Below are 25,541 nucleotides of genomic sequence, written 5' to 3' on the forward strand. Positions count from 1 at the left end.
GTTTCGGCCAGCTTCACACAAGGTCTTGCGTGCGGGTTCCTCATTCATCTGGAGCCAAGATATGAACGCCGTTCTGAAACCCACCGCCGACTACGCGATCGCCGACCTGAGCCTTGCCGCCTGGGGCCGCAAGGAAGTGAAGATCGCCGAAACAGAAATGCCCGGCCTGATGGCCATCCGCGAAGAGTTCGCGAAGACGCAGCCGCTCAAGGGTGCCCGCATCACCGGCAGCATCCACATGACGATCCAGACCGCCGTGCTGGTCGAGACGCTGCAGGCCCTGGGCGCGAGCGTGCGCTGGGCGTCGTGCAACATCTTCTCGACGCAAGACCACGCCGCCGCGGCCCTGGTCGCGAACAGCCAGAACACCCCGGTGTTCGCGCACAAGGGCGAAACGCTCACCGAGTACTGGGACTTCACCCACAGCATCTTCGAGTTCGGCCCCAAGGGCTCGGCCACCGAAGGCCCGAACATGATCCTCGACGACGGCGGCGACGCCACGCTGCTGATGATCCTCGGCCAGCGTGCCGAGAAAGACATCTCGGTCGTCGCCAACCCCACCAGCGAAGAAGAAACCTGCCTGTACGCCGCCATCAAGGCCAAGCTCGCGGTCGACCCGACCTGGTACACCCGCAAGGCCGCCCAGATCATCGGCGTGACCGAAGAAACCACGACCGGCGTGCACCGCCTGAAAGAGATGAGCGCGAAGGGCACGCTGCCGTTCCGCGCCATCAACGTGAACGACTCGGTGACCAAGAGCAAGTTCGACAACCTCTACGGCTGCCGCGAATCACTGGTCGACGGCATCAAGCGCGCGACCGACGTGATGATCGCCGGCAAGGTGGCGGTGGTGGCCGGTTACGGTGACGTGGGCAAGGGCTCGGCCCAGGCGCTGCGCGCACTGAGCGCCCAGGTGTGGGTGACCGAGATCGACCCGATCAACGCCCTGCAGGCCGCGATGGAAGGCTACAAGGTCGTGACGATGGAATACGCCGCCGACAAGGCCGACATCTTCGTCACCACCACCGGCAACAAGTCGATCATCACGCACGCCCACATGGTGGCGATGAAAGACCAGGCCATCGTCTGCAACATCGGCCACTTCGACAACGAGATCGACATCGCCTCGATCGAGAAGTACACCTGGGACGAGATCAAGCCGCAGGTCGACCACGTGACCTTCCCCGACGGCAAGAAGATCATCATGCTGGCCAAGGGCCGCCTGGTGAACCTGGGCTGCGGCACCGGCCACCCGAGCTTCGTGATGTCGAGTTCGTTCGCGAACCAGACCATCGCGCAGATCGAGCTGTTCACCAAGTCGCAGAACTACGAAGTCGGCCAGGTCTACGTGCTGCCCAAGCACCTCGACGAAAAGGTGGCACGCCTGCACCTGAAGAAGGTCGGCGCGATGCTGACCGAGCTGACCGACGAGCAAGCGGCCTACATCGGCGTGGACAAAGCCGGCCCGTACAAGCCCGACACCTACCGCTACTGATCTGCGGATGCGCGCTGACCAACTCCTGCTGCAGCGCGGCCTGGCACCGACCCGATCGGCCGCGCAGCGGCTGATCGACGCCGGCGGCGTGCGCTGGCACGGCCCGAAAGGCTGGGCCGTGCTGCGCAAGGCCGGCGAGGACCTGCCCGAAGACTGCCGCATCGAAGTGACCGACGATGCCGAGCTGCGGTTCGTGTCGCGCGGCGGGCTGAAGCTGGACGCGGCGCTGCTGCATTGCCAGTTGGACGCGGCGGGCAAGGCCTGCCTCGACGTCGGCCAGAGCACCGGCGGTTTCACCGACGTGCTGTTGCAGCGCGGCGCCGAACGCGTGGTCGGCATCGACGTGGGCCGGGCACAACTGAGCCCGGCGCTCGCGGCCGATGCGCGTGTGCAGCTCTTCGAAGGGCTCAACGCGCGCGACGTGAGCGGCTCGCCGTTCGAGCTCGAGACCGAAGAGCATTCTTTCGACATCGTCGTCGCCGACGTGTCCTTCATTTCCTTGACCCACGTGCTGCCCACGATCGCGCGCTACCTCGCGCCTGCCGGCCGGGCGCTGCTGCTCGTGAAGCCGCAGTTCGAACTGCAGCCGGTCGACATCGGCAAGGGCGGGCTCGTGAAAGACGAAGCGGCCTACCCGCGCGTCGAGCAACGCATCCGCGAGTGCTGCGCGGGCCTCGGCCTCGCGGTGCGCGACTACTTCGCGAGCAGCGTCGACGGCGGCGACGGCAACCGGGAGTTTTTCGTCCTGGCCGAGCCGGACGCATCCACACAGAAAGACCAGGCATGAGTGCCCACCCCGACTTTCCGATCAGCTTCGAGTTCTTTCCGCCCAACACGCCCGTCGGCGACCAGAAGCTCGCCGACGTGGTGCAACAACTCGGCGCGGTGAAGCCCGAGTTCTTCAGCGTGACCTACGGTGCCGGTGGCTCCACGCGCGAGAAGACACTGAACACGGTGCACGCGATCGCCGCGGCCGGCTTCGAGGCAGCACCGCACCTGTCCTGTGTGGGTTCCACCCGCGAAGGCCTGGCAGAGATCCTGGCGCAGTACCGCTCTCGCAACATTCGCCGCCTCGTCGCCTTGCGCGGCGACATGCCCAGCGGCACGGCCTCGGCCGGAGAGTTCCACTACGCCGCCGAACTCGTGAAGTTCGTGCGCGAGACCCAGGGCGCCGACTGGCACATCGAAGTCGCGGCCTACCCCGAGTACCACCCCGAGCAGCGCTACGCGGCGCGCGATCTGGCGCACTACGCCGACAAGGTGAAGGCCGGTGCCAACTCGGCGATCACGCAGTTCTTCTTCAACCCCGACGCCTACTTCCACTTCGTCGAAGCGACGCAGAAGCTCGGAGCGCACGCGCCGGTCGTGCCCGGCATCATGCCCTTCCACAACTTCGCGAAGATCGCGCAGTTCGCGGCGCGCGACGGCATCGAGATCCCGCGCTGGGTGGCACTGAAGATGGAAGGTTTCATGGACGACGCCGCGTCGATCCGCGCCTTCGGCATCGACGTGGTGACCGAATTGTGCGAGCGGCTGATCCAGGGCGGCGCGCCGGGCATCCACTTCTACACGATGAACCAGTCGGCGGTGACGCTCGAGATCTGCAAGCGGCTCGGCCGCTGAAGCGGATTCAGGCGCCTTCGCGGCGCCACATCACACCGTCTTCGGTCAGCATCGCGTCGAGCGGCCGATCCATCGGCCCGGGGCGCAGAAACGGCAAGAAGCCGTGCGTGTAGCTCACGCCGACCGTCACCGGCCGGGGTGAGATCGACGCCAGCGTGCGGTCGAAGAACCCGCCGCCATAACCCAGGCGCACACCGCCCGGCCCGAAGCCGAGGCAAGGCACCACGAGCAGCGCGGGCGCGAACTCTTCGGTGTCTTTCGGCTTCGGGATGTCGTAGGCGTCGAGCTCGGTCGGGCAGCCGGGGTACCACACGTGGAATCGCAACTGGCCGGATTCGCGGTCGGCCACCGGCAGGCCGATGTGCCGCACGACGCCTTCGGGCGCACCTTCAGACCAGCGGTAGAGCGCGGGCAGCGGGTCGAACTCGCCCTTGATCGGCCAGTAGGCGCCGATCGAGGTTTCACGGCGGCCGACGAGCCAGGTGCGCAACACGCTCTGCAGGGCCACGGCGCGCTCCAGGCGGTCGGGCAGGGCGAGCCGCGCGGCGACCAGTTTGCTGCGCAGCGCGGCGCGGTCGGGCTCTGAAACGTGGTGCTGCATGCGGACTCCGGGTGGCGCGTCTCACGCATTGTGCAAGACTGCCGCATGGCCGCCGCCCCGAACGAATTCGTCGCCCACTGCATGGAGTTGCTCGGTTCCATGGGCACGGTGCGCTCGCGCCGCATGTTCGGCGGCCACGGCTTCTATGTCGACGACCTGTTCATCGCCCTCATCGCCTACGAGCGTCTGTACCTGAAGGTGGACTCGTCGACACGCGCCACTTTCGAGGCCGCCGGCTGCCAGCCCTTCGTCTACGACGGGGCCGGCAAGTCGGTCACGCTGGGTTACTTCAGCGCACCCGAAGAGGCCATGGAGTCACCACCGCTGATGCAGCCCTGGGCCCGGCTGGCGCTCGCCGCGGCGCTGCGGGCCAGGGCGTTGAAGCCGCCCGCGAGGCCGCCCAAGGCCCAGGCCAGGGCGCGCAAGGGCTCGGCCAGAACGGCGCCCAAGAAGCCCTGACGGCGCGGCTTCCATTGCACGCTGACGGCATGGCCGGCGTCCCAGGCCTCGATCACGGCGTTCTCGCCGACGGCCAGGCGCAGGCGTTCGCCGGCTTCCACGCGGTGGTCGCCGAGGTCGCTGTCACGCGTCAGCCAGACGCTGCCCTCCAGCACCGTGAGCTCGCCGCCGAGGCGGCCGAGGTGGACGGCCTGGCCCGTGGCCAGCGCCAGCGTGGTGTTGGCGGCGATGCGGCGGGGGTTCGGTTCGGAGTGCGTATTCATCATCAATCTCCTGCGTTCGGTGATGCAATCATCGGCGTTCCCAGAGAGATAATCCAATGAAACCCCGGTCGCTCATTGATGCACATTTGATATGAATACCCGCTCCAGCCGCCCGCTCTCGCTGAGCCACCTGCGCGCCTTCGAGGCGGTGGCGCGGCGCCTGAGCTTCAGCGGAGCGGCCGATGAGCTCTTCGTCACGCAGTCGGCCATCAGCCGCCAGATCAAGGGCCTGGAAGACGAACTCGGCGCCGCCCTGTTCGTGCGCGGCACCCGGCATGTCGAGATGACGCAGAGCGGCCAGATGCTGCTGCGGTCGGTCGAGTCGGGGCTGCAGAAGATCGACGCCAGCGTGCGCCAGATCCGCCAGGTGCGCAGCCGCAAGCGCGTCAGCGTGACCACGTTCGCCTCGTTCGGCTCGCTGTGGCTGCTGCCGCGCATCGAGGCCTTTCAGCGGCTGCACCCCGACATCGACCTGCGTGTTTCGGCCGGCGACGTGATCGCCGATCTCGACGACCCCGAGCTCGACCTTGCGCTGCGCTACTGCAGCATCGCGCAGGCACCGCCGGGTGCGGTGCGCCTGTTCGGCGAGGTGTTGACGCCCGTGGTGAGCCGCTCGCTGGCCGAGCAGATCCGGCGCGGTGACGCGCCGCCGCTGTCGACCCCCGCCGACCTGGCGCAGCACACGCTGGCCGAAGAAGACGACACCAAGTCGAGCACCGAATACCTGAGCTGGCGCCGCTGGCTCACGCTCAACGGCCAGCCCACGCTGCAACCGAAACGCTGGCTCTACCTGAACTTCACCTACCAGCAAGTGCAGGCGGCCCTGGCGGGCCACGGCGTGGCGCTGGCGCGGGTGGCGCTGGTGTTCGAAGCGCTGCAACGCGGCGAGCTGGTCGAGCCGTTCGGCCAGACCGCCCGCATCGACAGCCCCTACATGTACTGGCTCGTCAGCGCCCCCGGCAGCCGCGCCCGGCCCGAGGTGAAACAGTTCTGCGACTGGGTGCTCGACCACGCCGCGTTGACGCGAGAAGCGATCGGCGACACGGGCGCGAGCTGAGGGCCGATCGCGCTAGACCGCGCCCCGTTCGGTGACGATCAGCGTCAAGGCCTGGTCGTGGGCACGCGGCTCGAACGCCGCGGCGTCCAGCTCGCCGACCGACCAGGCGACGCCGACGGAGGTCACGTCGGGGTGCAGCGCCAGCCAGCGGTCGAAGTAGCCACCGCCATAACCGACCCTGAAACCCCCGCGTGTGAAGCCGAGGCAAGGCACGAGCACCACGTCGGGCACAGCCGGCGCGCCGCCGCTGGTGGGGATGCCGCACTCGTCGCGCAGCGTGGGCGGCGCGCCGTTCCAGCGCCGGTAGTGCATCTCGACCGGGCGTTTGAGCGCGAACGGCAGCGCCAGCGGAAATGTTGCAAGAAGTGTGTCGGCTGCGAGCAGCGCGGGTGCGTTAAATTCCGAACGGATCGGCCAGTACACGCCCAGCAGCTCGGGCTCGAGGTCGATCAAGATGGAACTCAGGCTCCGTGCCAGGGCTCCATCGGCAGCGGCGGCCTCGGGGCCGCCGACAAATTCGTCGCGCCGCGCCAGCAAGGTCTGGCGCAACGCCTTTCGGGCTTCAAGGGCCGCTTCGGTCGATGCTGAACTCAAGATGACCCCGTGATGACGTTGATGACCCACTCTCTCGAATCAGTATATGGGCGCTCCCGGCGAGCCTTGGTGGCGGTGCTGGTCGGCGCCAGCCTGCTCGGCATCGCACCGGCCGCGTGTGCGCAGACCAACGACACCAACATCACCGACGCCCGCGAAGCCTTCCGCAAGAAAGACCGTGCGCGCCTCACCACCACCCGCGCCGTGGCGCTCGCCGCCAACCACCCGCTCGCGATGTGGCCCGACTACTGGGAGCTCACCAACCGCATCGGCGAAGTTCAGCAGGCCGAGGTCAACGAGTTCGTTTCGCGCTGGCCCGGCACCTACGTCGAAGACCGCTTCCGCAACGACTGGCTGCTCGAGCTGGGCAAACGCCGCGACTGGGCCAACTTCGCTGCCGAGTTCCCGCGCTTTCGCATGAACGACGACCGCGAGGTCACGTGTTACGCGTTGCTCGTCGACCACCTCGGTGGCAAGAACGTGCGCGATGCGGCGCTGGCCAGCTGGCTCGCCCAGCGTGACGCCGACGACGGCTGCGCGCTGCTCGCCGCCACGCTGTTCGACGCCAAACAGTTCACCGCCGCCGACGTGTGGCGCAAAGCCCGCTTCGCGATCGACGCCGGCCGCCCGCGCGCGGCGCGCCAGGCCGCGGTGATGATCAGCGTGGCCGCCGGCGCGGCCACCACCGAGCTCGCCGAAAACCCCGCGCGCTATCTGGCGCGCAATGCCTCGGCCACGCCGCGCGCCAACGCCGAGCTCACGCTGCTGGCACTGATGCGCATGGCGAGCAACGACCCCGAGGCCGCCTCGGGCCAGCTGAGCGATCGCTGGGACCGCGCGCTGCCGGCCGACCTGGCCGCCTGGGCCTGGGCCTCGGTCGCGAAGCAGTCGGCGATGAAACTGCAACCCGAAGCCGCCGACCACTACCAGCGCGCCGCACTCAGCGCCGCCAAGGCCGGGCGCGAGATCGACTGGCCCGACGACACGCTGGCCTGGAAGGTGCGCGCCGCATTGCGTGCCGACAACGGCAAGGCCCGCTGGCAGCAGGTCATGCAGGCCATCAACGCGATGGGCTCGGCCGAGCAGCGCGACACCGCCTGGGTCTACTGGAAGGCGCGCGCGATGCTGGCCATCGCCGGCGACTCTCAAGACTCCGAGTCGATGCGCGCCGGCGGGCGCGAGCTTCTCGGTGGCATTGCGAACCAGGTCAACTTCTACGCCGCGATGGCGGCCGAACAACTCGGGCAGGCGGTGTTCATGCCGGCACGGCCCGAACCGCTCACGGCCGAAGAGCGCGCCGCCGCGCTGCAAAAGCCCGGCCTCGTGCGCGGGCTGCAACTGATCAGCCTCGGGCTGCGCAGCGAAGGCGAGCGTGAATGGAACTTCACGCTGCGCGGCATGAACGACCGCGAACTGCTCGCCGCTGCACAACTGGCCTGCGACCGCGAGGTCTACAAGTCCTGCATCAACACCAGCGACCGCACGCGTGGCGAGATCGACATGACGCAGCGCTTCCCGACGCCCTACCTGAAAGAAGTGACCACGCATGCGCGCGAGATCGGTGTCGACGTGGCCTACGTCTACGGCCTGATCCGTCAGGAATCGCGTTTCATCATGGACGCACGTTCTGGTGTGGGCGCCTCGGGCCTGATGCAGCTGATGCCCGCCACCGCGCGCTGGACGGCGAAGAAGATCGGCCTGCCCTACACCGCCGATCTGATCACCGACCGCGACACCAACATCAAGCTCGGCACCTCGTACCTCAAGCTCGTGCTCGACGACTTTGGCGGCTCGCAGGCGCTGGCGGCCGCAGCCTACAACGCCGGCCCCGGGCGCCCGCGCCGCTGGCGCGAAGGGCCGGCCCTGGAAACGGCGGTCTGGGCCGAGAACATCCCGTTCCCCGAAACGCGCGACTACGTGAAGAAGGTGCTCAGCAACGGCAGTTATTACGCCGCGGTGATGACCGGCCAGACCCCTTCACTGAAAAGCCGGCTCGGCCGCGGCATCGCGCCGGCCAGCGCCAGCGCGACCGAGAACAAGGACCTGCCGTAGAAATGCGCGGCGGGCCCCTCGGCGGTGCGCATCAATCGCATGCGTTTTCGTCAAGCCTGACGCGCAGGCTGCCGGTTAGCATGCCGCTCTTCCATCGAAAGAGGCGGCCATGAAGCTCTACATCGGCAACAAGAACTATTCGTCGTGGTCGATGCGGCCGTGGGTGCTTCTGAAGCAGGCCGGCATCCCGTTCGACGAAGTGAAGCTGCGCTTCGACGCGTTCTCGCCGGAGTCGAAGTTCAAGACCGACCTCGCCCGCATCAGCCCGGCCGGGCGTGTGCCGGTGCTGGTCGACGGCGACCTGACGGTGTGGGACACGCTGGCGATCGCCGAATACGTGGCCGAGCGTTTCCCCGACAAACAACTCTGGCCGCAGGACGTGATGGCGCGTGCCCGTGCGCGCAGCGTCTGCGCCGAAATGCATTCCGGCTTCGGTGCGCTGCGCAGCCATTTCCCGATGAACATCGAAGCGGCGCTGCCCGACGTCGGCGCGCGCGTGCTGGCCGAGCAGGCCGGCGTGCGCGACGACCTGGCGCGGCTCGTCGGCATGTGGTCGGCGCTGCTCGAGACGAGCGGCGGCCCGATGCTGTTCGGCAGCTTCGGCATCGCCGATGCTTTTTTTGCGCCGGTCGTGATGCGCCTGAACACCTACCGCGTGCCGGTGCCGCCCGCGATCTCGTCTTACATGCAGCGCGTGACAGCCTTGCCCGGCGTGGCCGCGTGGATCGCCGACGCGCTGGCCGAGCGCGACTTCCTCGACTTCGAAGAGCCCTACCGCACGCAGGCCTGAACCAGCGTTCACGCGGGCCCTAAACTGCCCGCATGAAACGTTATCTGGTCGGTGGTGCGGTGCGCGACACGCTGCTCGGTCGGCCCGTGCTCGACCGCGACTGGGTCGTCGTGGGCAGCACACCGCAAGCGATGCTCGACGCCGGCTACGTGGCCGTGGGCCAGGACTTCCCGGTCTTCCTGCACCCGCAGACCCACGAAGAACATGCGCTCGCGCGCACCGAGCGCAAAACCGCGCCGGGCTACCGTGGCTTCGAGGTGCACGCCGACCCGGGCGTGACGCTCGAAGACGACCTGCTGCGCCGCGACCTGACGATCAACGCGATCGCGCAGGACGAACACGGCGCGCTGATCGACCCGCACGGCGGCCAGCGCGACCTGCGGGCCAAAGTGCTGCGCCATGTGTCGCCGGCCTTTGCCGAAGACCCGGTGCGCATCCTGCGTGTGGCGCGCTTCGCAGCGCGCTTCGACGACTTCAGCGTCGCACCCGAAACACTCGCACTGATGCAGCAGATGGTCGAAGCCGGCGAGGTGGATGCCCTCGTGCCCGAACGCGTGTGGCAGGAGCTTTCGCGCGGGCTGATGGAGAACAAGCCTTCACGCCTGTTCGACGTGTTGCGCGCGTGCGGCGCCCTCGCCCGCCTGCTGCCCGAAGTCGAGCGCCTGTGGGGCGTGCCGCAGCGCGCCGACTACCACCCCGAGGTCGACACCGGTGTGCACCTGATGATGGTGCTCGACATGGCGGCCCGGCTGGACACGAACCTGGCGGTGCGTTTCGCCTGCCTCGGCCACGACCTGGGCAAGGGCACGACACCCGCCGAAATGCTGCCACGCCACCTCGGCCACGAGCAGCGCAGCGTGGCCCTGGTGCGCGGCTTGTGCGAACGGCTGAAGGTGCCGGCGGCGTGCCGCGAACTGGCCGAAGTGGTGGCGCGCGAGCACGGCAACATCCACCGCAGCGCCGAGTTCGGCGCCGCCGCGCTGGTGCGCTTGCTGGAGCGCTGCGATGCCTTTCGGCGCCCCGAGCGTTTTGCCGATACGCTGCTCGCCTGCGAGTGCGACGCGCGCGGGCGCGGTGGCCTCGAAGACTCGGCTTACCCGCAGCGCGAGCGTCTGATGCAGGTATTGCGCCTGGCGCTGTCCACCGACACCGCCGCCGTGGCGGCCGACGCCGCAGCGCGCGGCCTGAAGGGCCCGGCGCTCGGCGACGCGATCCACGCCGCGCGCGCGGCCGCGGTGGCGGCGGGCCTCGGCCCGGTCAAGGCCTGACGATCCCCAGCTCGATCAACGCCCGCGCCGTGTCGGCGATGCTCTGCTCCACCGGCCGTGTGGCCCAGCCGAGCGCGGCCTTCGCGTGCGACGCGTCCTGGTTGCGCACCGAACCGAGTTCGCTCACCACGGCGCGGGCCAGCGGGTTGAAGCGCGCCGCCACGCGCACCAGCCAGTCGGGCACGCCGCGGGTCGGCGCCTTGTGGGCCAGCGGGCCGAGCTCGGCGCGCAGTATGTCGGCGATCTCACGCAGCTTCATGAATCGGCCCGAGGCGATGAAGCGTTCGCCGGCCATGTTCGGCGCCTTCAGCGCACGCAGGTGCAGGTCGGCCACGTCGCGCACGTCGACCACACCGAAGCCGATGTCGGGGCAGGCGCGCATGCTGCCGTCGAGCATCTTCTTCACGACCACGACCGAGGCCGAGTAGTCGCGGCTCCACACCGGCCCCAGCACCACCGACGGGTTGATGCTGCAGAACTCGAGGCCGCCGCCTTCCTGTGCCACCCAGTCGCGCGCGGCGCGTTCGGCGATGGTCTTGGACTGCACGTAGGCCGTGATGCCGGGTCGGTCGAGCAGCGTCCAGTCGGCTTCGGTGAAATGGTGAACGCCGCGCCCGCGGCCATAGGCGATGGCGGCCACCGAAGAGGTCATCACGAAACGCCTGACGCCTGCTGCCTTCGCGGCGCGCAACGCCCGCAGCGCGCCGTCGCGCGCCGGCACGATCAACTCGTTCGCATCTTTCGGCACACCGCTGGGCAGCGGCGAGGCGAGGTGCGCCACATGGCTGCAGCCGGCCATCGCCTCGGCCCAGCCGGTGTCTGCGTTCAGGTCGGCGGCGAAGAAACGGAGCCGGCTGTTGTCGACGGCCAGCAAGTCGCGCACCGCGCTTTCGCGGGCCAGGCTGCGCACGGTCGTGTGCACCGTCCAGCCTTCGGCGACGAGTTGGCGGATCAGGAAGCCGGCGATGTAGCCGCTGCCACCGGAAACGAGCACTTGATCGGCCATCGGAACGCTCCTGCTGTGTGCGCGCTGCGTTGCGCCGCGCCATTGTGGGCGGGTTTCCGGCCTGCTGCGAGCGCGCCGCGGGCGATAGCATGGCCCGATGAATACCGGCGGACGGGGGAAGAAGACTTGAGCGCATCCTTGCAGGCAGAAGCCGAGCCGCGTTACGGCTGGGTCGTCGTGTGGGCCTGCTTCGTTGCGCTGGCCGTGATCTTCGGCGTGGCCTATTCCTTCGCCGCCTTCTTCGGCTCGTTCGCCACCGAGTTCAAGGCGAGCCGCGCCGAAGTCTCGCTGGTGTTCGGCCTGTCGGGCCTGCTCTATTTCGTGCTCGGTGCGTTCGGCGGCATGCTCGCCGACCGCTTCGGCCCACGCCGTGTCACGAGCGCCGGCATGTTGTGCATCTGCGCGGCGCTCGTGCTCGGCAGCATGGCGCATTCGATGCTGGAGCTGACGCTGGTCTACGGCGTGGGCCTCGGTGTCGGCATCGCGCTCGTCTACACCCCGGCCATCGGCTGCGTGCAGCCGTGGTTCACGCGCCGCCGCGGCCTGGCCGCAGGCATCGCGAGCGCGGGCATCGGCGCCGGCACGTTCGGCGTGCCTCTGCTGGCCGCCGCTGCGATCACGCAGTGGCAATGGCGCGGCGCGATGCTGGCGCTGGCGCTCGGCGTGCTGCTGATCGGGCTCGGCTCGACCTTGATGCTGCGGCCCGCACCCGCCGCCGCGCGCCGGGCCGACGGCACCGTGCCCGGCACGCCCTTCGGCGAAGCCCTGCGCAGCCGCTCGTTCCGCTGGCTCTACGCGATGTGCGTGCTCGGCGCGCCGGCCATGTTCATCCCGTTCGCGCACCTTTCCGCTTCGGCACGCGACATGGGCATCGCCGACGCGCAGTCGGTCGGCCTGGTCGGCCTGATCGGCATCGGCAGCCTCATCGGCCGTTTCGTGATCGGCTCGGTGGCCGATCGGGTCGGCCGGCCGATCACGCTGGTCGGCGTGCAGGCCTCGCTCGGGCTGTCGATGCTGCTGTGGTGGTCGGCATCGCACTACCCGGCCCTCGCGCTGTTCGCGTTCTGGATGGGCCTGAGCTACGGCGGCATCGTGTCGCTGATGCCGGCCTTGTGCATGGACCTGTACGGCGCGCGCGCGGTCTCGTCGATCATCGGCGCGCTCTACACCGGCGCCGCGCTCGGCAACGCCGCCGGCCCGTGGCTGGCGGGCCGCGTGTTCGATTCGACCGGCAGTTATGCAACGGTCATCATCGCTTGCGCGCTGCTTTCCGCAGGCGCCACGTTCTCGGGCTGGCGCGCGGTGCGCCGCTGAGGCATCGCCGCAAGAATCGGCGCGCCGACAAAGCAAAATGAACCACGTTCAGCATCAGTTTTCATCTTCACAGCCACCATGACCTGCTCCAGCCGATCGTTCACACCCCAGGCCCCGTGGGCCGCACTGGCCGCCGCAGCGGCGTTCGCCCTCGCCGGCTGTGCCACCCCGGGCGGCCCGCCAGTCGCAGGCCCTGCCGCCGCGCCAACGCCGCCCCCGGCCGCAGGCGCCACGCGCCCGGCCGCCACGCCGCCCGCCGCTGCGGCATCAGGCCCCACCGCGGCGGCGCGGCCCGAACCCGCCGCACCCCGCCCCTTCGCCGACGTGAGCAAGAGCGCCACGCGGCAAGACGGCTTCGTGCCCTTGTGGCGCGAAAAAGAAAAGGTCTGGCTCGAGATCGCGCCCGAGCGGCTAGGCAAGCCTTTCCTGTTCAGCGTGAACGTGGCGCAGTCGGTCGGCGAGCGCGGCCTCTACGGCGGCCAGATGGCCGCGAGCTGGCTGGTCGAGTTCCGCCGCATCGGCAACCAGATGCAGCTGGTGGCCAAGCAGGTGGGCTTTCGCAGCCCCGGTGACGCGGCGGCGAACCGCGCCGTCGGCGAAGGCTTCAGCGACAGCCTGATCGCTTCGGCGCCGCTGGCCAGTGCCGAGCACACTGAGCGCAAGTCGGTGCTGGTGGACGCGGCCTTTCTGCTCGGCGATGTGCTCGGTTACAGCACGCGACTCGAGCAGGCCTTCCGCCTGCCCTTCGCGGCCGATCGCACCAACTCGTTCTTCGAGTCGACCCGCGCCGAGGCAGGGCTGAGCACGCTGTCGAGCAAGGTGCACTTCGCGGTGGCGCGCATTCCTGCGCCGCCGCTGCTGCCGCCCGGTGCGCCCGCACCGCAGACCCCGCCACCGCCTGCCACCACACCCGACGCGCGCAGCTTCTTCGTCGGCTTCGTCTACAACCTGCGCGAACTGCCCGAGCAGCCGATGGCGGTGCGTGCCGCCGACCCGCGCGTCGGCTTTTTCACCGACAGCTACACCGACCTGTCGAACGACCTGCGCGCCAACCCGCGCGTGCACAACCTCAAGCGCTGGCGTCTGGAAAAGAAGGACCCGCAGGCGGCCCTGTCCGAGCCGGTCAAGCCCATCACCTACTGGATGGACCGCAACATTCCCCAGCGTTACCGCGCCAGCGTGCAGGCCGGCATCCTCGAATGGAACAAGGCCTTCGAGCGCATCGGTTTCAAGGGCGCGATCGTCGCGCGCCAGCAACCCGACGACGCCGACTTCGACACCATGGACGCGAGCCACGCCTCGATCCGCTGGTTCGTCGGCGCCGACGTGGGCTTCGCCCGCGGCCCCAGCCATTCCGACCCGCGCACCGGCGAGATCCTCGACGCCGACATCGGCATGAGCGACGTCTTCGGCCGCAGCTCGCGCCGGCTGGCCCGCGACGACGTGACGGCCTCGTTCGACCACGGCACCGAGCACGACGCCTGCACCTACGCGACCGACGGCGCCCAGCAGATGAGCTTCGCGCTCGACCTGCTCGAAGCGCGCGGCGAGCTCGAACCCGACAGCCCCGAGACCGAAGCCTTCGTGCAGGCCTACGTCAAGGACACCATCACCCACGAAGTCGGCCACACGCTCGGCCTGCGCCACAACTTCAAGGCCAGCACCAGCGTCACGCGCGAGCAACTTCGCGACAAGGCCTTCGGCAGCACACGCGGCATCTCGGGCTCGGTGATGGACTACAACGCCTTCAACCTGCCGCTGGCCGGCGAGCCGCGGGGCGAAGCCAACATGAGCACGCTGGGCGCCTACGACTACTGGGCCATCGAATACGGCTACAAGCCGCTCGACGCCGCCGGCGAAACCGCGGCCCTGCGCGCCATCGCCGAACGCAGCCTCACCGACCGCTCGCTGGTGTTCGCCGACGACGGCGACGTGGGCGGCGAAGCGCTCGACCCGCTGGTCAACACCTTCGACCTGGGCGACGACCCGCTCGCCTACGCGCAGCGCCGACTGGCCTTGTCGAAGGAACTCTGGGAACGCGTGCAGCAGCGCCGCCCGCAGCTCGGCGACGACCCCGAGCGGGCCCGGCGCAGCGTGCTGGCGGGCTTGCGCCAGGTGAACGCACTGCCGGCCATCGCGGCCAAGTACGTGGGCGGCATGCACACCGATCGTGCCCAGCCCGGCAGCGGCAAGCCCACGTTCCGCCCGGTGGAGCCGGCGCGCCAGCGCCAGGCACTGCGCTTCCTGACCGACGAGTTGTTCAGCGCCGCGAGCTTTCGCTTCCGCCCGGAGTTTCTGGCCTCGCTCACGCCCGACTACATCGAGTTCAACCGCAACGGGCCGTTGTCGGTCGCGGCTGCGATGCTGAGCCTGCAGACCCAGGCACTCGACCGACTGCTCGACGCCGGCACCGCGCGCCGCCTGCTGGAGCTGCCCAATTACCTGCCGGAAGCCCAGCGCAAGACCAGCATTTCGCTGAACGAGGTGTACGCCACCTTGCAGTCCGCGGTGTGGAGCGAGCTGAAGAGCGGCAAGGACATCGACGCCCCACGCCGCAGCCTGCAGCGTGAACACCTCAAGCGCCTGCAAGGCCTGCTCACGCGCCCGTCGCCGGCCCTGCCGGCCGATGCGATCAGCCTGGCGCGGATGCAGGCGGTGGAGTTGCAAGGGCAATTGCGCACGGCGGCGGCGCGCGGCGGCCAGTCGATGGAAAGCCGCGCGCACCTGCAAGACGCGCTGGCGTTGCTGACCGAAGCGCTGCGCGCCACGCTGCAACGCGGGTGACAGCGCGCCGGGCCGGCGGCGAACACAATCTTCGTTCGCCAAGCCGGCGCACCCACCCATTGCAAGAGGCCCACACCATGACCGATCTGTTCACCCTGAGGGGCCGCACCGCCCTCGTCACCGGCGGCTCGCGCGGCATCGGCCGCATGATCGCAGCGGGTTTTCTGGCGCAGGGCGCCAAGGTCTACATCTCGTCGCGCAAGGCGGCCGACTGCGACGCCACAGCGAAAGAGCTGTCGGCCCACGGCACCTGCATCTCGCTGCCGGCCGACGTGTCGTCGGTGGAAGGCATCAGCGCGCTCGTCGCTGCCTACACGGCGCGCGAAGGCTCGCTCGACATCCTTGTCAACAACGCCGGCGCCGCCTGGGGCGAAACCTTCGACACCTTCCCCGAAAAGGGCTGGGACAAGGTCGTCGACCTGAACCTGAAGGCGCCGTTCTTCCTCACGCAGGCCTTGATCGCACCGCTGCGCGCCGCGGCGAAGAATCAGCCTGCCAAGGTGATCAACATCGCCTCGATCGACGGCATCTCGGTCAACCCGCAGGAAACGTATTCCTACGCCGCCAGCAAGGCCGGGCTGATCCAGCTCACGCGCCGCATGGCGCTGCGCCTGGCGCAAGACAACATCGTCGTCACGGCGATCGCGCCGGGGGCGTTCGCTTCAGAGATGAACCGCGTCGCGCGTGACCACGCCGAAGAGACCGCCAAGCGCATCCCGGCCGGCCGCATCGGCCGCGACGAAGACATGGCCGGCGCGGCGATCTACCTCGCCTCGCGCGCCGGCGACTACGTGATGGGCTCGACGCTGGTGGTCGACGGTGGCGTGACACACGCACGCGGGTGATGTAAAGACCCTTGGCGATGCAGTTCGATAGCGGACGAATTGTTGAAATTCGTCCGCCATTGAACTACCCTTCGGGCATGAGCGCGATTCTCAAGCCCGCCGCACCACCCGTCGACCTCGCTTCTGCCACGGCCGCGCAGGCCGCCTTGCGCAGCTTCTGGCGCCTGGCCGACGCCTGGAAGCTCGGCGCCCACGAGCAGGCGGTGCTGCTCGGCGTCGGCCGCACCACGCTGTACCAGTGGAAGAGCGGCAAGGTCGGCCCGCTCGACCGGCACGTGATGGAGCGGCTCTCGTACCTGTTCGGCATCTATGCCGCGCTGCAGATCCTGCTGCCGGTGGCCGAGCGCGCCGACGAATGGGTGCGCAAGCCGAACCAGGCGCCGGTTTTCGCCGGCGCCTCTGCGCTCGACCGCATGCTCGGCGGCCAGGTGGCCGACCTCTACGTGGTGCGCCACTACCTCGACGCGCAGCGCGGGGGCAAGGCTTGAGCGTTGGCGCTGCGCCGCTGGCGATCTCGCGCATCCCGATCACGCCCACCGTCTGGCGCACGAGTTACCGCCTGATCCCGTCGCGATACCCGATCGTCGGCCTGTTTGATGCCATCGCCGACCCGGCCGATCTCGAAGTGGTGTTCGCGATCGAGGCGCTGACCAACCCGCGCATCCGCGACCAGATCGGCCAGTTGCAACTGGTGCCGCCCGAAGAGCGCATCAGCGGGCCGGGCAGCACGCCGATCATGGCGGCCTTCACGCACCTCAACCCGGAAGGCTCGCGCTTCTCGAACGGCAGCTACGGCGTGTACTACGCGGCGCAGACGCTGGAGACGGCCGTCGCCGAAGTCAGCCACCACCGCGCGCTGTTCCTGGCACGCACCGCCGAACCGGCGATCGATGTCGACATGCGCGTGATCACCGCTGGCGTCGATGCTTCGTTGCACGACCTTCGCAGCACCGGCAAACACGCTGCCCAACTGTTCGACCCCGACCGCTACGGCGCACCCCAAGCGCTCGGCCTGCAATTGCGCGAGGCCGGCAGCTGGGGTGTGGTCTTCCCGAGCGTGCGCGACAAGGGCGGTGAGTGTGTCGGCTTGTTCCGCCCCAAGGCCTTGCATCACGCCAAGCAAGGCGCGCACATCGCGCTGCACTGGGACGGCCAGCGCATCACGCACTGGTACGAAAAACGCGGCCCGAAACTGCTCAGCCGGTGAAGCCCGCGGGCGCAGGCACGTCCATCGCCAGCAGCACCTGCGCGTAGGCCTTGGCCAAGTTGTCGGTGTGCAGCGAAGCCATGCCGCCACCGCCGAGCACGTCGTGCAACACGAAGTTGATCGCGTTCAGCCCGGGCAAATCGAACCGTTCGACGCGGCTCGGCGCACGGTGCGCGAAGTGCTCGGCCACGCGCTCGGGTGTGAGCCACGCCGACAACAGCGGCAGGTCTTCGGCGCGGCGTGCGATGACGCCGATGTTGGCCTTGTCGCCCTTGTCGCCAGAGCGGCCATGGGCCAGGCGGATCAGCGGCACACGCCGGCCGTCTGATGGCGCTGCGCCGTTGGCATGCCGCAGAGCCGGTGGCAGCGCAGACCCGTCGAACCCACCCTCGCTCGGGACCGCCACCGGCAGCCGCTCGCCCGCCACGTCGACCGCCACCGCCACCGCGGCCTTGGGCCACAGAAGCGAAAACAGCCGCACCACCGGCGTCGGGCTCGGCCGGCCACCCACGAGGCCGAGCGTGCCGGGCGCCATCGACGTGGCGGCCGGCGCGAACTCGCGTGCGAAGAGCTCGAGGCTGTCTTTCGACGAACTCTTTGCGCTCATCTTCAGCACCACTTCGCGCGCCGACGTGTTGGCGTGCGCACCGAACATGTCTTCACCGCCCAGCACCTCGATGCGCGTTTCGCTGAACGCCGGCAAGCCGCGCGCCTGCAGCATGCCGCTCATGCGCGCGAGCAGCGCCTGCCCGGTGCGGCGCGCCTTGGCCACCGCCTGCTCGCCGGCGACGGTCAAAAAGCCGGTGTTGCGGTAACCGTCGGCGAAGGTCGCGCTCACCTTGTAGTGCGCGGTCGGCGCGCGGCCGGTGGCGCCGCTCACGCCGACCCGGTGCTCGCCGAGCTGCAGCATCTTCACCGCGGTGAAATCGCAGCTCACATCGGGCACGAGGTAAGCGCGCGGGTCGCCGATCTCGTAGAGCAGTTGCTCGGTCACGGTGGCCGGCGTGACGAGCCCGCCGGTGCCGGGCGCCTTGCTGATGACGAAGCCGCCGTCGGCGCTGGCTTCGACGATGGGAAAGCCGATGTTCTCCCAGTCGGGCACGTCTTGCCAGTCGGTGAACAAACCGCCGGTGCACTGCGCACCGCATTCGATCAGGTGCCCGGCGAGCGTGCCTTGCGAGAGCTTGTCGTAGTCGTCGGCCGCCCAGCCGAATTCGTGCATCAGCACACCGAGCGTCACCGCCGAATCGACGCAGCGGCCGGTGATGACCACGTCGCAACCGGCACCGAGTGCGGCCGCGATCGGCAAGGCGCCGAGGTAGGCGTTGACGCTCGCCACGCGCGGCGGAAAGGCCGTGCCGGCGAACATCTCGGTCACGCCGGCCGCACGAAACTCGGGCGCCATGGCACCGAGATCGTCGCCCACGACCACACCCACCTTCAGCGCCAGCCCGAGCTCGGCGGCCAGCGCCAGCAGCGCGTCGCGGCAGGCGAGCGGGTTCACGCCACCGGCGTTGGCCACGACCCGGATGCCACGCTCGCGGAGCGTGGGCAAGGCCTCGCGCATCATGATCTGCACGAAGTCGACCGCGTAACCGGCCTTCGGGTCTTTCGCGCGCTGCGCGGCCAGGATCGACATCGTGACTTCGGCGAGGTAGTCGAACACGAGGTAGTCGACATCGCCCGCGCCCAGCAGCTGCGGCACGGCCAGCGCCGTGTCGCCCCAGAAGCCCGAAGCCCCGCCGATGCGCACCGTGCGCGCTTCTCCTCCTGCCATCGATCGCTCCTTGTTGCCGCCGGCCGATTGTGCGCAAGCACAACCGCGCTGAGCAGAGGGTATTCGGCATCGTCTGCCAATTGCAGGCGCTGCCGAATATCATGCGCCGAGCCCAAAGGAGACGCGCCGATGACCACGCTGAATGTCAATGGAAAGAACCTCGACTTCCAGGCCGAACCCGAGACACCCTTGCTCTGGGTGCTGCGCGAGCAGCTCGGGCTGACAGGCACCAAGTACGGCTGTGGCATCGCGCAGTGCGGCGCCTGCACCGTGCACATCGACGGCGTGGCCACGCGCTCCTGCGTGCGGCCGGTCTCCACCGTGTCGGCCACCGAGAAGATCGTGACGATCGAAGGCCTGTCGCCCAACGCCTCGCACCCGGTGCAAAAGAGCTGGGCCGCGCTCGACGTGCCGCAGTGCGGCTTCTGCCAGGCCGGCATGATCATGGCGGCCGCGGCACTGCTCAAGAGCAACCCGAAGCCCACCGACGCCGACATCGACAACGCGATGACCAACATCTGCCGCTGTGGCACCTACAACCGGGTTCGCGCGGCCATCAAACAAGCCGCGACCGGCGCTTGACACGGGAGCCACCGATGAACCGCACATCCACCGCCCCCGCCACCGGCCTGAACCGTCGCCACTTCATCGCCTCGACGGCCGTGGCTGCCGGCGGCCTCGTGATCGGCTTTCATGTGCACGACCGCGTCAGCGCGCAGAGCACGGTGGCCACCCTGCCCGAGGTCAACGCCTGGGTCGTGGTCAACCCCGACGACTCGGTCGTCATTCGCATCGCGCGCTCCGAAATGGGCCAGGGCACGCTCACCGGCCTGGCGCAGCTCGTGGCCGAAGAACTCGAATGCGACTGGAGCAAGGTGCGCACCGAGTACCCCACGCCGGGGCAGAACCTGGCACGCAACCGCGTGTGGGGCAACTTCTCGACCGGTGGCAGCCGCGGCATCCGCGAGTCGCACGACAACGTGCGCAAGGGCGGTGCGCAGGCACGCATGGTGCTCGTCCAGGCAGCGGCCGACGAATGGAAGGTGAGTGCAGCCGAATGCAGCGCCGCCAACAGTGTGATCACGCACAAGCCGAGCGGGCGCACCACGACCTTCGGCAAGGTCGCCGGCGCCGCCGCGAAGCTCACGCCCCCGGCGCAGGTGACGCTGAAAGACCCGAAGGCCTGGAAGCTGATCGGCCAACCCGTGAAACGCCTCGACACGCTGGCCAAGCTCGACGGCTCGCAGGTCTTCGGCATGGACCTGAAGATGCCGGGGATGTTGAACGCAGCCGTGAAAGACTGCCCGGTGTTCGGCGGCAAGCTGAAGAGCTTCGACGCCGCGGCGATCGCGTCGAAGCCCGGCGTGAAGAAGGTGCTGCGTGTCAACGACAGCACCGTGGCCGTGGTGGCCGACACCTGGTGGCACGCCAAGAGCGCGCTCGACGCGCTGCCGATCGTGTGGGAAGAAGGCGCGAACGCGAAGGTCTCGAGCGCAAGCATCGCCGCCATCCTGAAAGAAGGCCTGAATGCGCCCGACGGCATCGTCGGCAACAGCATCGGCGACGCGCCCAAGGCGCTGGGCAGCGCCGCGCGCAAGATCGAAGCGGTCTACGCCTACCCGTTCCAGAACCACGCCACGATGGAGACGATGAACGCCACTGCGCTCTGGACGCCCGAGCGCTGCGAGGTGTGGTGCCCGACGCAGAACGGCGAAGCCGCACTCGCCGCCACCGCCGAAGCGGCCGGCCTGCCGCCCGCGAAGTGCGAGGTCTACAAGCTGAACCTCGGCGGCGGTTTCGGCCGTCGCGGCACGCACGACTGGGTGCACCAGGCGGTGGCCATCGCGAAGCAGATGCCGGGCACGCCGGTCAAGATGATCTGGTCGCGCGAAGAAGACATGACGCACGGCAAGTACCACCCGGTCACGCAGTGCAAGCTCAGCGCCGGGCTCGACGCTCAGGGCAACCTCACGGCGCTGCACATGCGCATCTCGGGCCAGTCGATCCTGGCCGGGCTGTTCCCGCAGAACCTGCAGAACGGCAAGGACCCGGTGGTGTTCCAGGGCCTGCTCTCGAACAGCCCCGAAGGCTCGATCGGCTACGCGGTGCCGAACCTGCTGGTCGACCACGCGATGCGCAACCCGCACGTGCCGCCGGGTTTCTGGCGCGGTGTGAACCTGAACCAGAACGCGGTCTACCTCGAAAGCTTCATCGACGAGGTGGCGCACGCCACCGGCAAAGACCCGCTCGCTTTCCGGCGCGCGCTGCTCGTCAATTCGCCGAAGCACCTGGCTGTGCTGAACGCGGTGGCCGAGCGCGCCGGCTGGGACAAGCCGGCGCCGAAGGGGGTGTACCGCGGCCTGGCACAGATCATGGGCTTCGGCAGTTATGTGGCGGCTTGCGCCGAGGTGTCGGTCAGCAACGAAGGCGTGCTGAAGGTGCACCGCATCGTCGCCGCCACCGACCCGGGCCACGCCGTGAACCCGCAGCAGATCGAAGCGCAGGTCGAAGGCTCGTTCGTCTACGGCCTGTCGGCGGCACTCTACGGCGGCTGCACGGTGAAAGACGGCCGCATCGAGCAGGACAACTTCAGCACCTACCCGGTGATGCAGATGGACAGTTGCCCGAAGGTCGAAACCATCGTGATGCCTTCGGGCGGTTTCTGGGGCGGCGTGGGCGAGCCGACCATCGCGGTGGCGGCGCCGGCCGTGCTGAACGCGATCTTCGCGGCCACCGGCAAGCGCATCCGCGAACTGCCGCTGAAGAACCACAGCCTGAAGAAGGCATGAGGCTTCGGGGTGCTGCGGGTGTCGTGCTGATGATGGGCGCCGCGCTCTGCACTTCGGCGCCGGCGCAGGCGCCCGAGCGCGTCGCGGCCTACCGGGTCGTCGGCGACACGATCCCGGCGGCGCTCACATCGATCCCCGGCGATGCCGCACGCGGCCGTGCCATCGTGACGAACAAGCAGCTCGGCCTGTGCCTGCTGTGCCACACCGGGCCGTTTGCCGAAGAGCCTTTCCAGGGCAACCTCGCGCCCGACCTGGCCGGCGTGGGCAGCCGTTTGAGCGAAGGCCAGCTGCGCTTGCGGCTCGTCGACGGGCGGCGCGTCAACCCGCAGTCGGTCATGCCGGCCTACCACCGCACCGACGGCCTCGAACGTGTCGGCCCGGCCTGGCAAGGCAAACCGCTGCTCGCGGCGCAGCAGGTCGAAGACGTGGTCGCGTTCCTGCGCACACTGCGCACGGCCCGATGAACAAGAACCGCCGCACACTCGTCCGCGGCGCCGCCGCGCTCGGTGTGTTCGGCTGGGCGCGTGTGGTCACCGCCGCAGAGGGTGGCTACGACATGGCATTGGCGCTCGCGATCAAGCAGTACGTGGGCGACGCGCCGGTGCGCGTCGGCAAGGTCAAGCTCGACGTGGCCGAGCTGGTGGAGAACGGCAACACGGTGCCCTTGAGCGTGTCGGTCGACAGCCCGATGACGGCCACCGACCACGTGAAGCGCATCGCCGTCTTCAACGAACGCAACCCGCAGCGTGACGTGGCCCGCTTCACGCTCGGGCCGCGCAGCGGGCGCGCGCTCGTGGCCACGCGGATTCGCCTGGCCACTTCGCAGAAGCTCGTGGCCATCGCTCAGATGAGTGACGGTTCGTACTGGTCGCACACCGCCGACGTGATCGTCACGCTCGCGGCCTGCGTGGAAAGCTAGGGCCTCGCCGTGGCACGCGCAATCCTCACCCTGCCCGCCAGCGCGAAGCGCGGCGACACCATCGAGATCCGCACGTTGATCGCGCACCCGATGGAAACCGGCTACCGCCCCGGCGACGACGGCCGCATCGTGCCGCGCGACATCATCCGCCGCCTGAGCTGCCACTACGACGACGAGCTGGTGTTCAGCGCCGAGCTGTTCCCGGCCTCGTCGGCGAACCCCTTCATCTCGTTCTGCACGATCGCGCTGGCGAGCGGCACGCTGCGCTTCACCTGGGAAGGCGACAACGGTTTTCTGCACACCGAAAGCCGCTCGATCAGCGTGACATGAAAGCCGGCCGCTCCGCCGCGTGCGCGGCGCTGGCGCTCACGCTCGCCGGCAGCACGCTCGTGGCGGCCCAGGACACACGCCGCTCGGGCTTCGACTTCATGAGCCCGCAGACGAAGGCGATGCAGCAAGACGACAGCATTAACCCGGCGATGCTGTGGGTGTCGGACGGCGAAGCCTTGTGGAACCGCAAGGTGGGCGCGAGCGAACGCGCCTGTGCCAGCTGCCACGCGAATGCCGCGACCAGCATGCGCGGCGTGGCCGCGACCTATCCGCGCTTCGACAGCGCGCTGCAACGGCCGCTCGACCTGCGCCAGCGCATCAACGTGTGCCGCGTGAAACACCAGCAGGCTGCGCCGCTCTTGGCCGAAAGCCAGGAGCAGCTGGGCATCGAAGCCTTCGTGGCCCTGCAGTCGCGCGGCCTGCCGATCGCACCCGACGCCGACCCGCGCGTGCAGCCCTTCCGCGAGCGTGGCGCAGCGCTGTTCAGGCAACGCATCGGCCAGCTCGACCTGTCGTGCACCGCGTGCCACGATGCACTCGCCGGCCAGCGCCTCGGCAGCGCGGTGATCCCGCAGGCGCACCCCACGGGCTACCCGATCTACCGGCTCGAATGGCAAGGTCTCGGCTCGCTGCAGCGGCGCCTGCGCGGCTGCATGAGCGGCGTGCGCGCCGAACCGTTCGCTTTCGGTGCACCCGAGCTGGTCGAGCTGGAGCTGTACCTGATGCAGCGCGCCGCCGGCATGCGACTTGAAACACCGGCCGTGAGGCCCTGACGCGGCCGGCCGTTCACGCGCCCTTCACACAGGCTGCACGATTCCCCGGCGAAGCTTCGCACGCGCTTCGCACGCCGGAACGATCCTGAGCGCCTTGCCGCGGCCGCGCGGCGCGCCACTCAGGAGTCTATTGATGCCCACCCCCACAGACACCCCTTCGAGCGCCCTGCGCACACCGCCGCGCAAGTTCCCGCTGCTGAGCAAGGCGCTCGCCGTCGGCGGCGTCTTGCTGGCGCTGACGATCGCGCTGGAATCGGTGCGTGATGTGGTGCGCGAGCGCGAAGGCCGCTTGCACGAAGCAGAGCGCAGCGTGGCCGACAGCCTGGCCTCTCAACAGATCCTTCTCGGCCCGATCTTGCAACGCCGCTGCACTGAAACCTGGAACAGCGTGCAAGGCGAAGGCAAGGACAGGAAGACCGTGCCCGAGCGGCGCGAGTTCGTGCTCGGTGCCACCCCGGCCACGCTGGCGGTGAGCGCCAAGGCCGTGATCGAGCCCCGCCAGCGCGGCATCTTCAAGGTCAACGGCTATGCGATGCAGGCCCGGCTCGACGCCGGCTGGGCCGACCTGGCCGCACTGCAGCCTGCGGCGGAGCACGCAGGGTCGAAACTGCTGTGCGATGCACCGCTGATGTTCGTCGCGGTCGGTGACGCGCGTGGCATCCGCAACGCCACGATCACCGCCGCCGGCACCAGCCTGGCGGTGTTGCCGGGCACCGAGCACGCGAGCCACCCGCGCGGCTTTCACGCCGTGCTGCCGGCCGCGCTGGCCGACACGGCGGGCCCGCTGCAGGCCGAAGTGACGCTCGACCTGGTCGGCAATGGCGACCTGGCGTTCGCGCCGGTGGCCGACACGACACGGGTCGCCCTGGCCTCCGACTGGCCGCACCCCTCGTTCAGCGGCCGCTTTCTGCCGACGCAGCGCAGCATCACCGAACAGGGTTTCACGGCGAGCTGGCAGCTCAGCGCACTCGCCACCTCGGCACCAAGAGAAGTGCTGCGCGGCGGCACGGCCTGCGCGCCCGGTGGTGGCACGGTCGACAGCAGCATGCCACCGGCCACGCCCGCGCCCCGTTGCATCGAGACCTTCGGCGTGAGTTTCATCGACCCAGTCAGCGCTTACGTGCTGAGCGACCGCGCCACCAAGTACGGCCTGTTGTTCATCGCCCTCACCTTCGTCGGCGTGGGCCTCGTCGAAGTGCTGCGCAGGCTGCGGGTGCACGCGCTGCAGTACCTGCTGGTGGGCAGCGCCGTGGCGGTGTTTTTCCTGCTGCTGGTGAGCCTGACAGAGCACATCCACTTCAGTTGGGCCTACCTGGTGGCCAGCGCCGCGTGCACGCTGCTGCTCACGTTCTACGGCAGCTTCGTGTTGCAAGGCTGGCGTGCCGGCGCACTGTTCGGCTCGGCGATCGCAACGCTGTACGGTGCGCTCTTCTTGCTGCTGCAAATGGAGCAAAGCGCGCTGGTGCTCGGCTCGACCCTGCTGTTCGCCGTGCTCGCCGGCGTGATGGTGGCAACCCGGCGGGTCGACTGGTATGCACTGCTCGACAAGCTGCGCACCGAGGCCGCTCGCGCGGCGCCGTGATGGCGGCGGCCGC

At 69.0% G+C, this 25,541-nt stretch carries 24 protein-coding genes and 1 pseudogene; 20 read left to right on the forward strand and 5 right to left on the reverse strand.

Annotated features, from left to right (window positions below):
* Positions 1-61: 61 nt before the first annotated feature.
* From ahcY to metF, 3 genes are read left to right on the forward strand one after another with little or no spacing between them, the layout of a single operon-like run.
* Positions 62-1,495 carry an adenosylhomocysteinase gene (gene ahcY / locus AC30PD_RS04640; RefSeq protein WP_489534470.1) on the forward strand — a complete coding sequence of 478 codons (1,434 nt, stop codon included), beginning with the start codon at positions 62-64 and terminating at the stop codon, positions 1,493-1,495.
* A 7-nt stretch (positions 1,496-1,502) separates the two neighbouring features.
* On the forward strand, positions 1,503-2,282 hold the full coding sequence (locus AC30PD_RS04645) for a TlyA family RNA methyltransferase (protein WP_489534471.1): 780 nt from the start codon (positions 1,503-1,505) through the stop codon (positions 2,280-2,282).
* Positions 2,279-3,118, forward strand: coding sequence for a methylenetetrahydrofolate reductase [NAD(P)H] (metF, locus tag AC30PD_RS04650; protein ID WP_489534472.1), 840 nt, complete (start codon positions 2,279-2,281; stop codon positions 3,116-3,118). The genes AC30PD_RS04645 and metF overlap by 4 nt, the downstream gene beginning before the upstream one ends.
* Positions 3,119-3,125: 7 nt before the next feature.
* On the opposite strand, the gene AC30PD_RS04655 is transcribed toward metF, so the two are convergent.
* Complete coding sequence (locus AC30PD_RS04655; RefSeq protein WP_489534473.1) at positions 3,126-3,719, reverse strand: 5-formyltetrahydrofolate cyclo-ligase; 594 nt, start codon at positions 3,717-3,719, stop codon at positions 3,126-3,128.
* 45 nt (positions 3,720-3,764) lie between these two features.
* Here AC30PD_RS04655 and AC30PD_RS04660 point away from each other — a divergent pair, with 45 nt between their 5' ends.
* Positions 3,765-4,178, forward strand: coding sequence for a TfoX/Sxy family protein (locus AC30PD_RS04660; RefSeq protein ID WP_489534474.1), 414 nt, complete (start codon positions 3,765-3,767; stop codon positions 4,176-4,178).
* 101 nt (positions 4,179-4,279) lie between these two features.
* On the opposite strand, the pseudogene AC30PD_RS04665 reads toward AC30PD_RS04660, so the two are convergent.
* Positions 4,280-4,444, reverse strand: a pseudogene (locus AC30PD_RS04665) (DUF2917 domain-containing protein); the annotation flags it as partial.
* An 88-nt stretch (positions 4,445-4,532) separates the two neighbouring features.
* Between AC30PD_RS04665 and AC30PD_RS04670 the strand changes: the two are divergent.
* Positions 4,533-5,498, forward strand: coding sequence for a LysR substrate-binding domain-containing protein (locus AC30PD_RS04670; protein ID WP_489534475.1), 966 nt, complete (start codon positions 4,533-4,535; stop codon positions 5,496-5,498).
* A gap of 12 nt (positions 5,499-5,510) precedes the next feature.
* Here AC30PD_RS04670 and AC30PD_RS04675 read toward each other — a convergent pair whose 3' ends face one another.
* On the reverse strand, positions 5,511-6,092 hold the full coding sequence (locus AC30PD_RS04675) for a 5-formyltetrahydrofolate cyclo-ligase (protein WP_489534476.1): 582 nt from the start codon (positions 6,090-6,092) through the stop codon (positions 5,511-5,513).
* Positions 6,093-6,104: 12 nt separating this feature from the next.
* Here AC30PD_RS04675 and AC30PD_RS04680 point away from each other — a divergent pair, with 12 nt between their 5' ends.
* The 3 genes from AC30PD_RS04680 (at position 6,105) to AC30PD_RS04690 (ending at position 10,202) form a co-directional block, all read left to right on the forward strand.
* The gene (locus AC30PD_RS04680; protein ID WP_489534477.1) at positions 6,105-8,144 is read left to right on the forward strand and encodes a lytic transglycosylase domain-containing protein; all 2,040 of its coding nucleotides are present in this window, start codon (positions 6,105-6,107) and stop codon (positions 8,142-8,144) included.
* A gap of 109 nt (positions 8,145-8,253) precedes the next feature.
* The gene (locus AC30PD_RS04685) at positions 8,254-8,934 is read left to right on the forward strand and encodes a glutathione S-transferase family protein (protein WP_489534478.1); all 681 of its coding nucleotides are present in this window, start codon (positions 8,254-8,256) and stop codon (positions 8,932-8,934) included.
* 32 nt (positions 8,935-8,966) lie between these two features.
* Positions 8,967-10,202, forward strand: coding sequence for a multifunctional CCA addition/repair protein (locus AC30PD_RS04690; RefSeq protein ID WP_489534479.1), 1,236 nt, complete (start codon positions 8,967-8,969; stop codon positions 10,200-10,202).
* On the opposite strand, the gene AC30PD_RS04695 is transcribed toward AC30PD_RS04690, so the two are convergent.
* Complete coding sequence (locus AC30PD_RS04695; protein ID WP_489534480.1) at positions 10,192-11,208, reverse strand: NAD-dependent epimerase/dehydratase family protein; 1,017 nt, start codon at positions 11,206-11,208, stop codon at positions 10,192-10,194. The genes AC30PD_RS04690 and AC30PD_RS04695 overlap by 11 nt on opposite strands.
* Positions 11,209-11,334: 126 nt before the next feature.
* Between AC30PD_RS04695 and AC30PD_RS04700 the strand changes: the two genes are divergently transcribed.
* The 5 genes from AC30PD_RS04700 (at position 11,335) to AC30PD_RS04720 (ending at position 17,358) form a co-directional block, all read left to right on the forward strand.
* On the forward strand, positions 11,335-12,522 hold the full coding sequence (locus AC30PD_RS04700; protein WP_489534481.1) for an MFS transporter: 1,188 nt from the start codon (positions 11,335-11,337) through the stop codon (positions 12,520-12,522).
* 78 nt (positions 12,523-12,600) lie between these two features.
* Entirely contained in the window at positions 12,601-15,306 is a 2,706-nt protein-coding gene (locus tag AC30PD_RS04705; RefSeq protein ID WP_489534482.1) for a zinc-dependent metalloprotease, read from the forward strand.
* A 77-nt stretch (positions 15,307-15,383) separates the two neighbouring features.
* Positions 15,384-16,151, forward strand: coding sequence for an SDR family oxidoreductase (locus AC30PD_RS04710; RefSeq protein WP_489534483.1), 768 nt, complete (start codon positions 15,384-15,386; stop codon positions 16,149-16,151).
* A 77-nt stretch (positions 16,152-16,228) separates the two neighbouring features.
* Positions 16,229-16,639: an MbcA/ParS/Xre antitoxin family protein gene (locus tag AC30PD_RS04715; protein WP_489534484.1), complete on the forward strand. Its 411-nt coding sequence runs from the start codon at positions 16,229-16,231 to the stop codon at positions 16,637-16,639.
* Entirely contained in the window at positions 16,636-17,358 is a 723-nt protein-coding gene (locus tag AC30PD_RS04720; protein ID WP_489534485.1) for an RES family NAD+ phosphorylase, read from the forward strand. Before AC30PD_RS04715 ends, AC30PD_RS04720 begins: the two co-directional genes overlap by 4 nt.
* Here the strand turns inward: AC30PD_RS04720 and AC30PD_RS04725 are convergent.
* A complete protein-coding gene (locus tag AC30PD_RS04725) occupies positions 17,348-19,135 on the reverse strand; it encodes an acyclic terpene utilization AtuA family protein (RefSeq protein WP_489534486.1) in 1,788 nt (595 codons plus the stop codon). The genes AC30PD_RS04720 and AC30PD_RS04725 overlap by 11 nt on opposite strands.
* A gap of 129 nt (positions 19,136-19,264) precedes the next feature.
* Between AC30PD_RS04725 and AC30PD_RS04730 the strand changes: the two genes are divergently transcribed.
* The 7 genes from AC30PD_RS04730 to creD all read left to right on the forward strand — a co-directional run bounded on the left by AC30PD_RS04730 (position 19,265) and on the right by creD (position 25,528).
* Positions 19,265-19,717 carry a (2Fe-2S)-binding protein gene (locus AC30PD_RS04730; RefSeq protein ID WP_489534487.1) on the forward strand — a complete coding sequence of 151 codons (453 nt, stop codon included), beginning with the start codon at positions 19,265-19,267 and terminating at the stop codon, positions 19,715-19,717.
* A gap of 14 nt (positions 19,718-19,731) precedes the next feature.
* Positions 19,732-21,924, forward strand: coding sequence for a xanthine dehydrogenase family protein molybdopterin-binding subunit (locus AC30PD_RS04735; protein WP_489534488.1), 2,193 nt, complete (start codon positions 19,732-19,734; stop codon positions 21,922-21,924).
* The gene (gene soxX / locus AC30PD_RS04740) at positions 21,921-22,388 is read left to right on the forward strand and encodes a sulfur oxidation c-type cytochrome SoxX (RefSeq protein WP_489534489.1); all 468 of its coding nucleotides are present in this window, start codon (positions 21,921-21,923) and stop codon (positions 22,386-22,388) included. The genes AC30PD_RS04735 and soxX overlap by 4 nt, the downstream gene beginning before the upstream one ends.
* Positions 22,385-22,843: a SoxY-related AACIE arm protein gene (locus AC30PD_RS04745; protein WP_489534490.1), complete on the forward strand. Its 459-nt coding sequence runs from the start codon at positions 22,385-22,387 to the stop codon at positions 22,841-22,843. Before soxX ends, AC30PD_RS04745 begins: the two co-directional genes overlap by 4 nt.
* Positions 22,844-22,852: 9 nt before the next feature.
* The gene (locus AC30PD_RS04750) at positions 22,853-23,173 is read left to right on the forward strand and encodes a thiosulfate oxidation carrier complex protein SoxZ (protein ID WP_489534491.1); all 321 of its coding nucleotides are present in this window, start codon (positions 22,853-22,855) and stop codon (positions 23,171-23,173) included.
* A complete protein-coding gene (gene soxA / locus AC30PD_RS04755) occupies positions 23,170-23,946 on the forward strand; it encodes a sulfur oxidation c-type cytochrome SoxA (protein WP_489534492.1) in 777 nt (258 codons plus the stop codon). Before AC30PD_RS04750 ends, soxA begins: the two co-directional genes overlap by 4 nt.
* Positions 23,947-24,079: 133 nt before the next feature.
* Entirely contained in the window at positions 24,080-25,528 is a 1,449-nt protein-coding gene (gene creD / locus AC30PD_RS04760; RefSeq protein WP_489534493.1) for a cell envelope integrity protein CreD, read from the forward strand.
* The last annotated feature ends 13 nt before the right edge of the window (positions 25,529-25,541 follow it).

Source organism: Rhizobacter sp. (assembly GCF_032229685.1).
In the GTDB taxonomy this organism is placed as follows: domain Bacteria; phylum Pseudomonadota; class Gammaproteobacteria; order Burkholderiales; family Burkholderiaceae_C; genus LMDS01.